General features: G+C 56.6%; 10 protein-coding genes and 1 tRNA gene. All 11 read left to right on the top strand.

The window, feature by feature from the left end:
* The first annotated feature begins 323 nt into the window (after nucleotides 1-323).
* Nucleotides 324-399, top strand: a tRNA-Trp gene (locus V7Q10_RS15050).
* A gap of 130 nt (nucleotides 400-529) precedes the next feature.
* Entirely contained in the window at nucleotides 530-979 is a 450-nt protein-coding gene (gene msrB / locus V7Q10_RS15045; RefSeq protein WP_333869956.1) for a peptide-methionine (R)-S-oxide reductase MsrB, read from the top strand.
* A complete protein-coding gene (gene msrA / locus V7Q10_RS15040) occupies nucleotides 976-1,482 on the top strand; it encodes a peptide-methionine (S)-S-oxide reductase MsrA (protein WP_333869955.1) in 507 nt (168 codons plus the stop codon). Before msrB ends, msrA begins: the two co-directional genes overlap by 4 nt.
* Nucleotides 1,483-1,589: 107 nt before the next feature.
* Complete coding sequence (secE, locus tag V7Q10_RS15035; protein ID WP_333869954.1) at nucleotides 1,590-1,784, top strand: preprotein translocase subunit SecE; 195 nt, start codon at nucleotides 1,590-1,592, stop codon at nucleotides 1,782-1,784.
* Between the two features lie 212 nt (nucleotides 1,785-1,996).
* Entirely contained in the window at nucleotides 1,997-2,530 is a 534-nt protein-coding gene (nusG, locus tag V7Q10_RS15030; RefSeq protein WP_333869953.1) for a transcription termination/antitermination protein NusG, read from the top strand.
* Nucleotides 2,531-2,623: 93 nt separating this feature from the next.
* Nucleotides 2,624-3,076 (top strand): 50S ribosomal protein L11, encoded by a 453-nt coding sequence (rplK, locus tag V7Q10_RS15025; protein ID WP_333869952.1) that lies wholly within the window; start codon nucleotides 2,624-2,626, stop codon nucleotides 3,074-3,076.
* 3 nt (nucleotides 3,077-3,079) lie between these two features.
* On the top strand, nucleotides 3,080-3,775 hold the full coding sequence (gene rplA / locus V7Q10_RS15020; protein WP_333869951.1) for a 50S ribosomal protein L1: 696 nt from the start codon (nucleotides 3,080-3,082) through the stop codon (nucleotides 3,773-3,775).
* Between the two features lie 263 nt (nucleotides 3,776-4,038).
* Nucleotides 4,039-4,554 carry a 50S ribosomal protein L10 gene (gene rplJ, locus V7Q10_RS15015; RefSeq protein WP_333869950.1) on the top strand — a complete coding sequence of 172 codons (516 nt, stop codon included), beginning with the start codon at nucleotides 4,039-4,041 and terminating at the stop codon, nucleotides 4,552-4,554.
* Nucleotides 4,555-4,621: 67 nt separating this feature from the next.
* Nucleotides 4,622-4,996 (top strand): 50S ribosomal protein L7/L12, encoded by a 375-nt coding sequence (gene rplL, locus V7Q10_RS15010; RefSeq protein ID WP_333869949.1) that lies wholly within the window; start codon nucleotides 4,622-4,624, stop codon nucleotides 4,994-4,996.
* A 259-nt stretch (nucleotides 4,997-5,255) separates the two neighbouring features.
* Nucleotides 5,256-9,389 (top strand): DNA-directed RNA polymerase subunit beta, encoded by a 4,134-nt coding sequence (gene rpoB, locus V7Q10_RS15005; protein WP_333869948.1) that lies wholly within the window; start codon nucleotides 5,256-5,258, stop codon nucleotides 9,387-9,389.
* Between the two features lie 102 nt (nucleotides 9,390-9,491).
* The coding region (gene rpoC / locus V7Q10_RS15000; protein ID WP_333869947.1) for a DNA-directed RNA polymerase subunit beta' at nucleotides 9,492-11,776 on the top strand (2,285 nt) is incomplete at its 3' end.

Below are 11,776 nucleotides of genomic sequence, written 5' to 3'. Positions count from 1 at the left end.
GAAGGCGGCCGCACCGTCGGCGCTGGCGTGGTTTCGAAAATCATCAAGTAAAAGCCTTGCAGCCAAAAGCTGCGATGTGACAGATAACGCACGGGGGCAACCTCGTGCGTTTTTTGTTTTGTTGCACTGCCTGAACGCAAGGACGCTCCGCGGGGGATATTTAGGCCAAGATGAAAGGGCGGCACAGGCTTTCATCTTGGCGCAAATATCCCCGCCGGAGGCTTGCTCGGCTTGCCTGTTGCACTTGGTTTGGGTTTTTGTGGGCCTGTGGTGGTTCCCCTCTTGATTTCCCAGTCTTGCTGCCGTAATCCCGCCTCAGGCACAGGAGTTTAGCTCAGTTGGTAGAGCATCGGTCTCCAAAACCGAGGGTCGTGGGTTCGAGTCCCCCAACTCCTGCCAGCCTGATAAGATACCCCCTCCCCACCCGCAAACCGTCGCAAGTGTTTCAGGCTGACACGTTGTCGCGACTGGGATGGAAATCCTGCGGATTTGGGCCCATCTTTAGCATTCGATAAAATGGGAGTTTTTCATGTCGGGGTATCAAAAATCCGCTGAGCGCATTGCCGCGCTGTCGCCCGAGCAGTTTCGGGTCACGCAACAAAATGGCACCGAACGCGCCGGCACCGGCGCCTATTTGCACAATCACGAGGCCGGTATCTATGTTGATATTGTTTCGGGCGAGCCTTTGTTTGCTTCGGCTGACAAGTTTGAGAGCGGTTGCGGTTGGCCAAGTTTCACCAAGCCGATTGAGCCTGCGCATGTTGCCGAGTTGCGTGACACCACGCATGGCATGATCCGGGTTGAGGTGCGCTCAAAGCATGGTGACAGCCATTTGGGGCATGTATTTCCTGATGGCCCGCGCGATCGTGGCGGTTTGCGCTATTGCATCAATTCGGCTTCTTTGCGTTTTGTGGCGCGCGGCGATATGGAAGCCGAGGGCTATGGCGCTTACATCAATCAAGTGGAGGATGTGAAATGACGACGGAAACCGCAGTTCTGGCGGGCGGCTGCTTTTGGGGCATGCAGGATCTGATCCGCAAGATGCAGGGGGTGATCAGCACCCGTGTTGGCTATTCTGGCGGCGATGTTGCCAATGCCACTTATCGCAATCATGGCAGCCATGCCGAGGCGATTGAGGTGGTGTTTGACTCTGCCAAGATCAGCTATCGCGACCTGCTGGAGTTTTTCTTTCAGATCCACGATCCCAGCACCCGCAACCGTCAGGGCAATGATCTGGGGCCATCCTATCGCTCGGCGATCTATTACACCTCGGCCGCGCAGCAGGCTGCGGCTTTGGATACGATTGCCGATGTGGATGCTTCGGGGCTTTGGCCAGCGCCTGTTGTGACCGAAGTGGCACCGCTTGGTCCGTTCTGGGAGGCAGAGCCAGAGCATCAGGATTATCTGGAGCGCAAACCGGATGGCTATACCTGCCATTTTGTGCGGCCGAATTGGAAGTTGCCACGGCGCGCGGCGGAATAGGCTTGGGGTGGCAGGCTGCGAAAAGTGGCCTGCTGCTTCTGCCTTGAAATCTGATGACGATGCGCGTATCTGCGCTGCAACCAGAGTTATTTGCGTGGAATCCGATAATGTCCAAGACCAATCCCGTCCAGTTCATGCAGCAGGTCCGCGCCGAAGTGGCCAAGGTCACTTGGCCCACGCGTCGTGAAGTGATGCTGACCACGGTGATGGTTTTCATCATGGCCGCGCTGACCGCCACCTTCTTTAGCATCGTCGATATTGGCATTCGCTTTGGTTTGACGGCGATTGTTGGCGGGTTCTAAGCCTGCGGCAAATTGATCAAGCTTTTGGTCGATCTGTGGAATTCCCTTGAAATTGGGGGCGTGGAGCGGTATTGGCCCCCAATCCAAAGGGAAACAGGCGCGCAGCGATTCGTGTTGCGCGCTGTTTTTTGTTCTGGGAACGGCGGGTTAACCGCTTGTAAAGATAAAACATTCGGGCGCAACGGCGGCCGGGCAGACAAGGTGGAAGTGGCATGGCCAAGCGTTGGTATTCGGTGAGCGTTCTCTCGAATTTTGAGAAGAAAGTTGCCGAGCAGATCAAGACCGCCGTTGCCGAGGCAAATCTTGGCGACGAAATTGACGAAGTGCTGGTGCCCACCGAAGAGGTGATCGAGGTGCGTCGTGGCAAGAAGGTGACGTCCGAGCGTCGCTTTATGCCGGGCTATGTCTTGGTGCGGATGGAGATGTCCAGCCGGGGCTATCACCTGATCTCTTCGATCAACCGCGTGACGGGGTTTTTGGGGCCGCAAGGCAAGCCGATGCCGATGCGCGACGCCGAAGTAAATCAGATTCTGAACCGTGTGGAAGAGGGTGAAGTTGCACCGCGCAACCTGATCCGCTTTGAAACCGGCGAAAAGGTTAAAGTCACAGACGGTCCGTTCGAGGGCTTTGACGGCATGGTCGAAGACGTTGATGAGGCCAACAGCCGCCTGAAGGTCTCGGTGTCGATCTTTGGTCGTGCGACGCCTGTGGAATTGGAATTCACCCAGGTCTCGAAAGAGCTCTGAGTGTATCGCGTGGGAGGCACGCGCGGCGCAAGCCGTGACAAGCCGCACCACTAAACCGCGCCACTCTGGCGCTGTGAGTAAAGGAGAGGCCACATGGCCAAGAAGATTATCGGCAGCTTGAAGCTGCAAGTTAAAGCGGGTCAAGCCAACCCCTCCCCACCGGTTGGTCCGGCACTGGGTCAGCGCGGCTTGAACATCATGGCTTTCGTCAAGGAATTCAACGCGAAGACCGCTGACGCAGAGCCAGGCACCCCGACGCCTGTCATCATCACCTATTATCAGGACAAGTCGTTCAGCCTTGAGTTCAAGACTGCACCTGCTTCGTTCCTGCTGAAAAAAGCTGCTGGCCTGCCACCCGTTGGCAAGCGTAACCGCGCTAAGGGCTCTGATAAGCCCGGTCGTACGGTTGCCGGCACCGTGACGCTTGCCCAAATCCGCGGCATTGCTGAAGCCAAGATGAAAGACCTGAACGCGAACTCCGTAGAGGCCGCGATGCAGATCATCATGGGCTCGGCGAAGTCCTGCGGCATCGATGTGAAAGGGTAAGTCATGGCCAAGATTGGTAAACGTACCGCGGCTTCGCGGAAGGCCTTTGAAGGCAAGACGATCGTTTCGGTTGAAGAAGCAGTTGCGCTGATCAAAAGCGCTGCAACCGCGAAATTCGACGAGACCCTTGAAATCGCGATGAACCTTGGTGTTGACCCACGTCACGCTGACCAAATGGTTCGCGGCGTTGTTCAGCTGCCAAACGGCACTGGCAAGACCGTCCGCGTGGCTGTGTTCGCACGCGCTGCAAAGGCTGATGAAGCCAAAGCAGCTGGTGCAGACATCGTTGGCGCAGAAGACCTGATGGAAGCCATCCAAGGCGGCAAAATCGACTTCGACCGTTGCATTGCAACGCCGGACATGATGCCTTTGGTTGGTCGTCTGGGTAAGATCCTGGGCCCACGCAACCTGATGCCAAACCCTAAAGTCGGCACCGTGACGATGGACGTGAAAACGGCCGTTGAAGCAGCCAAGGGCGGCGAAGTGCAGTTCAAAGTTGAAAAAGCTGGCGTTATTCACGCTGGTATCGGCAAAGTTTCGTTCTCGGACGAAAAGCTGGCTGAAAACGTGCGCGCCTTCGTGGAAGCCGTTTCCAAAGCCAAGCCTGCTGGTGCCAAGGGTGCATACCTGAAGAAAGTGTCGCTGTCCTCGACCATGGGTCCGGGCGTGGCATTGGATCTGGCGTCTGCTGCGAAATAAGCCGTTGGGGGTTACCCCCAGCGCATGAAATTCCTGACCCTTCGGGGAAAGGATGGTGGGGCGAAAAGATGCAAGTCTTCAGCCCCATCCTGTCCGAGAAGGCCGGTGACGCGCAAACGTCTTAATATCCTGCCCGAGATGGGGAACGAGATGATGTCGCCTTCGGGAGATTTTGGCTCGGGACCCGTAAAATGGACCCGAACGCCTGTCGCGAGACGGGCTTAATTGAGCCGGGGGGAAACCCCCAAACTTGGAGTGAAACTGTGGATAGAGCCCAGAAAGAGAAATTGGTCGAGGAACTCGGCCAGATCTTCGCAAGCTCTGGCGTTGTAGTGGTTGCTCACTACGCGGGTATGACGGTTAAACAGATGCAGGACCTACGCGCAAAAATGCGCGCCGTTGGTGGGTCCGTTCGCGTTGCCAAGAACAAGCTCGCCAAGATCGCCCTTGAAGGCAACCCCTCTGCAAAGATGGGTGACCTTCTGTCGGGCATGACTGTACTTGCCTATACCGAGGATCCCGTCGCTGGTGCGAAGGTTTCCGAGGAATACGCAAAGGCTAACGACAAGTTCGTTATCCTTGGCGGTTCCATGGGCGGTACGATGTTGGACCCAGCTGGGGTCAAAGCTGTGGCTGCTATGCCATCGCGCGAAGAGCTTCTTGCTCAAATCGTGTCGATGATCGGCGCTCCTGCTTCGTCCATCGCTGGTGCCATTGGCGCGCCTGCTTCGAACATCGCAAGCATCCTGTCGACCATCGAAGAAAAGGCCGCGGCCTAATCTTTGTACTCGCGTAGGGTCTTGAACCTTACCTCGTTAGAACCATCTTAACTGAACGGAACATGAAATGTCTGATCTGAACAAACTCGCCGAGCAAATCGTAGGCTTGACCCTGCTGCAGGCGCAAGAACTGAAAACCATCCTGAAAGACACCTATGGCATCGAGCCAGCTGCTGGTGGCGCTGTCATGATGGCTGGCCCAGCTGCTGCTGCGGCTCCGGCTGCTGAAGAGCAGACCGAATTCGACGTCGTTCTGACCGACGCTGGTCCAAACAAGATCAACGTGATCAAAGAAGTTCGCACGATCACCGGTCTTGGTCTGAAAGAAGCTAAAGACCTCGTCGAAGCTGGCGGCAAAGTGAAAGAGCAAGTCTCGAAAGCTGACGCTGAAGCTCTGAAGAAAACCCTTGAAGCCGCTGGCGCCAAGGTTGAACTGAAGTAATCCACCCAGCGGGGCAACCCGTTATGTGGATGTGCTGGCTGGGTCCGAAGCAATTCGGGCCCAGCCGTGCGCGTCTTGAAGACCCGCTTCTTGGTAGCTGCTTTTGCGAAAGCCGGTTCCAAGGTGCGGACACAGGTTCGGGAGCCACCCTAAGGGACGGGTGGCATGAATAGAACCTATCCCCCTCTCGCCAATCGGCACGCCTTCCGTGGCCCGACGGAATGCAAGCCGGCGATTAAGATGAAAGGTTACGACGAGCATGGCGCAAGCTTACGTTGGCCAGAAGCGGATCCGCCGTTATTTCGGCAAAATTCGCGAAGTTCTGGAAATGCCGAACCTGATCGAGGTTCAGAAATCCTCCTACGACCTGTTCTTGCGGTCCGGCGACAGCGACAAGCCGCTGGAAGGCGAAGGCATCCAGGGCACGTTCCAGTCGGTTTTCCCGATCAAGGACTTTAATGAAACAGCGGTTTTGGAGTTCGTAAAATACGAGCTTGAAAAGCCCAAATACGACGTGGAAGAGTGCCAGCAGCGCGACATGACTTATGCCGCACCGCTGAAAGTCACCCTGCGTCTGATCGTGTTTGATGTCGATGAGACCACCGGGGCACGGTCGGTTAAAGACATCAAAGAGCAAGACGTCTACATGGGCGACATGCCTTTGATGACGCATAACGGCACCTTCGTTGTGAACGGCACCGAGCGCGTAATCGTCTCGCAGATGCACCGCTCGCCGGGCGTGTTCTTTGACCATGACAAGGGCAAGACCCACTCTTCGGGTAAGCTTTTGTTTGCATGCCGGATCATTCCTTACCGCGGGTCGTGGTTGGATTTTGAATTCGACGCCAAAGACATCGTGTTCGCGCGTATCGACCGTCGTCGTAAGCTGCCTGTCACCACGCTGCTTTATGCGTTGGGCATGGACCAAGAAGGCATCATGGATGCCTATTACGAGACTGTGAATTTCTCGTATCTGAAAAATAAGGGCTGGGTCACCAAGTTCTTCCCCGAGCGTGTGCGCGGCACCCGTCCGACCTATGACATCGTTGACGCAGCGACTGGCGAAGTGATTTGCAAAGCGGGCGACAAGATGACGCCCCGCATGGCAAACGAGCTGATCAAGACCGGTAAGGTCACCGAGCTGCTGTTGCCTTACGATCACATCGTTGGCCGCTATGTTGCCAAGGATATCATCAACGAAGAAACCGGTGAAATCTGGGTCGAAGCTGGTGACGAGCTGACCATGGAATACGACCGTGACGGCGAAGTCAAAGGCGGCAGCCTTAAGCTGCTGTTGGACCAAGGCATCACCGACATTCCGGTTCTGGACATCGACAACGTCAACGTCGGTCCTTATCTGCGCAACACCATGGCTGCCGATAAGAACATGGGCCGCGACACCGCGCTGATGGACATCTACCGCGTGATGCGTCCGGGCGAGCCACCAACCGTTGAGGCGGCCTCGCAGCTGTTCGACACGCTGTTCTTTGACAGCGAGCGTTATGATCTTTCGGCCGTTGGTCGTGTGAAGATGAACATGCGTTTGGATCTGGGCCGCCCAGACACCCAGCGCACGCTGGACCGCGCTGATATCGTGGCTTGCATCAAGGCTCTGACCGAGCTGCGCGATGGCAAGGGCGAGATCGACGACATTGACCACCTTGGCAACCGTCGTGTGCGCTCGGTTGGCGAATTGATGGAAAACCAATACCGCGTTGGCCTGCTGCGTATGGAGCGCGCCATCAAGGAACGGATGTCTTCCGTCGAAATCGACACGATCATGCCGCAAGACCTGATCAACGCCAAACCAGCCGCGGCTGCGGTGCGCGAATTCTTTGGCTCGTCGCAGCTGTCGCAGTTCATGGACCAAACCAACCCGCTGTCGGAAGTCACGCACAAGCGTCGTCTGTCCGCACTGGGGCCAGGCGGTTTGACCCGCGAACGTGCCGGCTTTGAAGTCCGCGACGTTCACCCGACCCACTATGGCCGGATGTGTCCAATTGAAACGCCAGAAGGTCAGAACATTGGTCTGATCAACTCGCTCGCGACCTTTGCGCGGGTGAACAAATATGGCTTCATCGAGACCCCATACCGCAAGGTGATCGACAATAAGGTGACCGACGAGGTTATCTACATGTCGGCAACCGAAGAAATGCGCCACACCGTTGCTCAGGCAAACGCGGCGCAGGATGCGGAAGGTCGTTTCACCGACGATCTGATTTCCTCGCGCAAAGCGGGCGATTTCATGCTGAACCCACCAGAAGCGATCGACCTGATCGACGTTTCGCCAAAGCAGTTGGTTTCGGTTGCGGCCTCGCTGATTCCGTTCTTGGAAAACGACGACGCGAACCGCGCGCTGATGGGCTCTAACATGCAGCGTCAGGCCGTGCCTTTGCTGCGTTCGGATGCGCCTTTCGTCGGCACAGGGATCGAGGCCGTTGTGGCCCGCGATTCCGGCGCTGCGATCATGGCACGCCGGTCGGGGATCGTTGACCAAGTCGACGCAACCCGTATCGTTGTGCGCGCCACCGAGATGCTGGAACCCGGCGAGCCGGGCGTCGACATCTACCGTCTGCGCAAGTTCAAGCGGTCTAACCAATCGTCCTGCATCAACCAGCGTCCGCTGGTGAAGGTGGGCGACAAGGTTGTGCGCGAAGAAGTGATCGCCGATGGTCCATCGACCGATATGGGCGAATTGGCTCTGGGCCGGAACGTGATCGTCGCGTTTATGCCTTGGAACGGCTATAACTACGAAGACTCGATCCTGATCTCGGAACGTATCCTGAAAGACGACGTTTATACCTCGATTCACATCGACGAGTATGAAGTCGCCGCCCGCGATACCAAGCTGGGGCCAGAAGAGATCACTCGCGACATCCCGAACGTCGGTGAAGAAGCGCTGCGCAACCTCGACGAGGCTGGCATTGTCTACATCGGTGCAGAGGTTGTTCCCGGCGATATTCTGGTTGGTAAGATCACCCCCAAAGGTGAATCGCCAATGACCCCAGAAGAAAAGCTGTTGCGCGCGATCTTTGGCGAAAAGGCTTCCGACGTGCGCGACACAAGCTTGCGTCTGCCGCCGGGTGCTTTTGGCACGATCGTCGAAGTGCGGGTGTTCAACCGTCACGGCGTTGATAAAGACGAACGGGCCTTGCAGATCGAGCGTGAAGAAGTCGAACGTCTGGCGCGTGACCGCGACGACGAATTGGCGATCCTTGAGCGTAACATCTACTCGCGTTTGAAGACCTTGATCATGGGCAAAACTGCCGTGAAGGGTCCAAAGGGCATCAAGAGCGGTTCGACGATCGACGCAGAGCTTTTGGGCACGCTGTCCAAGGGTCAGTGGTGGCAGCTTGCGCTGGAAGGCGAAGCGGATGCCAAGGACGTCGAAGCGCTGCATGACCAATACGAAGTGCAAAAGCGCGCGCTCGACAACCGTTTCGATGACAAAGTCGAAAAGGTCCGTCGCGGCGACGATCTGCCTCCGGGTGTGATGAAGATGGTCAAAGTCTTTGTGGCCGTGAAGCGCAAGCTTCAGCCGGGCGACAAGATGGCAGGCCGTCACGGCAACAAGGGCGTCGTGTCCAAGGTTGTTCCAGAAGAAGACATGCCCTTCCTTGCGGATGGCACGCCTGTTGACCTTGTGCTGAACCCGCTTGGCGTGCCGTCGCGGATGAACGTTGGTCAGATTTTGGAAACCCACATGGGCTGGGCCGCGCGTGGCCTTGGCATCAAGATCGACGATGCTTTGAAAGAGTATCGCCGTTCCGGTGACATGACCCCAGTGCGCGAAGCTGTACGTCATGCTTATGGTGACGAGACTTATGAAGAGTCCTTTGCAGGCCGTGACGAGGATGATTTCCTTGAACTGGCAGGCAATGTCACCAAAGGCGTGCCAATCGCATCGCCGGTCTTTGACGGTGCCAAAGAGGCTGATGTCAACGATGCGCTGACCCGTGCGGGCTTTGACACCTCGGGCCAATCGGTTGTGTTTGACGGTCGGACTGGCGAGCAATTTGCCCGCAAGGTCACCGTTGGCGTGAAGTATATGCTGAAACTCCACCACCTTGTGGATGACAAGCTGCACGCACGCTCGACCGGTCCTTACTCGCTTGTCACGCAGCAGCCGCTGGGTGGTAAGGCGCAGTTCGGTGGCCAGCGTCTTGGCGAGATGGAAGTCTGGGCTTTGGAAGCTTATGGCGCCGCTTACACCTTGCAGGAAATGCTGACGGTGAAATCGGATGACGTTGCAGGCCGCACCAAGGTCTACGAGTCGATCGTCAAAGGCGAAGACAACTTTGAAGCCGGCGTGCCGGAATCCTTCAACGTTCTTGTCAAAGAAGTCCGTGGCCTCGGCCTCAACATGGAACTCCTGGATGCGGAGGAAGAGTGACGGAGTGGTGGGGTAAAACCCCACCCTACACCGTCCCGTAGGGTGGGTTTTAAACCCACCTTACCCTTTTCCCCCGCCGCCCCCCATTCGTAGGATGTGAAGATGAACCAGGAACTGTCTACCAACCCGTTCAACCCGGTTGCGCCCGTCAAAACCTTCGACGAGATCAAGATCTCTCTGGCGTCGCCAGAGCGGATTTTGTCGTGGTCGTTTGGCGAGATCAAAAAGCCGGAAACCATTAACTACCGCACGTTCAAACCAGAGCGTGACGGTCTGTTCTGCGCGCGTATCTTTGGCCCAATCAAAGATTACGAATGCCTTTGCGGCAAATACAAGCGGATGAAATATCGCGGCGTTGTCTGCGAAAAATGCGGCGTTGAAGTCACGCTGCAAAAAGTCCGCCGCGAGCGGATGGGCCATATCGAGCTGGCATCGCCAGTTGCGCATATCTGGTTCCTGAAATCGCTGCCAAGCCGCATCGGCCTGATGCTGGACATGACGCTGCGCGATCTGGAGCGTGTGCTCTATTTCGAAAACTATGTGGTGATCGAGCCAGGTCTGACCGATCTGACCTATCAGCAGCAGCTGACCGAAGAAGAATATCTTGACGCGCAAGACCAATATGGCGCTGACGCTTTCACCGCCAATATCGGTGCTGAAGCGATCCGCGAAATGCTGGCCGCGATTGATCTTGAGACCACGGCAGAGCAGCTGCGCGCCGATCTGAAAGAAGCCACTGGCGAGCTGAAGCCAAAGAAGATCATCAAGCGTTTGAAGATCGTCGAAAGCTTCCTCGAGTCTGGCAACCGTCCCGAGTGGATGGTTCTGACCGTCCTTCCGGTCATTCCGCCAGAATTGCGCCCGCTGGTGCCGCTGGATGGTGGTCGGTTTGCGACCTCTGACTTGAACGACCTGTATCGTCGCGTCATCAACCGCAACAACCGTCTGAAGCGTCTGATCGAACTGCGTGCGCCCGATATCATCGTGCGCAACGAAAAGCGCATGTTGCAAGAAGCCGTCGATGCGCTGTTTGACAACGGCCGTCGTGGTCGTGTCATCACCGGCACCAACAAGCGTCCGCTGAAATCGCTGTCCGATATGCTCAAGGGCAAGCAGGGCCGCTTCCGTCAGAACCTTTTGGGCAAGCGCGTCGACTTCTCGGGTCGTTCGGTTATCGTGACCGGCCCAGAGCTTAAGCTGCACCAATGCGGTCTGCCAAAGAAGATGGCTTTGGAGCTGTTCAAGCCCTTCATCTATTCACGACTGGAGGCCAAGGGCCTGTCCAGCACTGTGAAACAGGCGAAGAAGCTGGTGGAAAAAGAGCGTCCCGAAGTTTGGGATATCCTTGACGAGGTCATCCGCGAGCATCCGGTTCTGCTGAACCGCGCGCCCACGCTGCACCGTCTTGGCATCCAGGCGTTTGAACCGATCCTGATCGAAGGTAAGGCTATTCAGCTGCACCCGCTGGTCTGCTCGGCGTTCAACGCCGACTTTGACGGCGACCAAATGGCTGTTCACGTGCCTCTGAGCCTTGAAGCTCAGTTGGAAGCCCGCGTGTTGATGATGTCGACCAACAACGTTCTGTCGCCTGCAAACGGCGCGCCGATCATTGTTCCGTCGCAGGATATGGTGTTGGGCCTTTACTACACCACCATGGAACGCAGCGGCATGGTTGGCGAAGGCATGGCCTTTGCTGACATCGACGAAGTCGAACATGCTTTGGGCGCTGGCGCTGTGCATTTGCACGCCAAAATCCAAGCGCGTCTGCGTCAGGTTGACGAGCACGGCAATATCGTCTGGAAGCGGTTTGACACCACGCCCGGCCGTCTGCGTCTTGGCAACCTGTTGCCGCTGAACGCGAAAGCGCCTTTCGATCTGGTAAACCGTCTTCTGCGTAAGAAAGATGTGCAGACCGTCATCGACACTGTCTACCGCTATTGCGGCCAGAAAGAGTCGGTGATCTTCTGTGACCAGATCATGGGTCTTGGCTTCCGCGAAGCATTCAAGGCGGGTATCTCGTTCGGTAAGGACGATATGCTGATCCCAGACAGCAAGTGGCCCATCGTCAATGAAGCTCGCGATCAGGTGAAAGCCTTCGAGCAGCAGTATATGGACGGCCTGATCACTCAGGGCGAGAAGTATAACAAAGTCATCGACAGCTGGACCAAGTGTAACGACAAAGTCACCGAAGCGATGATGACCACGATTTCGGCAACGAAATATGACGAGAACGGCGCCGAAATGGAACCGAACTCGGTCTATATGATGTCGCACTCGGGGGCGCGTGGCTCGGTGACGCAGATGAAGCAGCTGGGTGGTATGCGCGGCCTGATGGCCAAGCCAAACGGCGAAATCATCGAGACGCCGATCATCTCGAACTTTAAAGA

It is taken from the genome of Cypionkella sp. (assembly GCF_036782355.1).
Taxonomy (GTDB): Bacteria; Pseudomonadota; Alphaproteobacteria; order Rhodobacterales; family Rhodobacteraceae; genus Cypionkella.
Note: the sequence above shows the minus strand (reverse complement) of the source record. Positions and strands in the feature narration are given on the sequence as shown.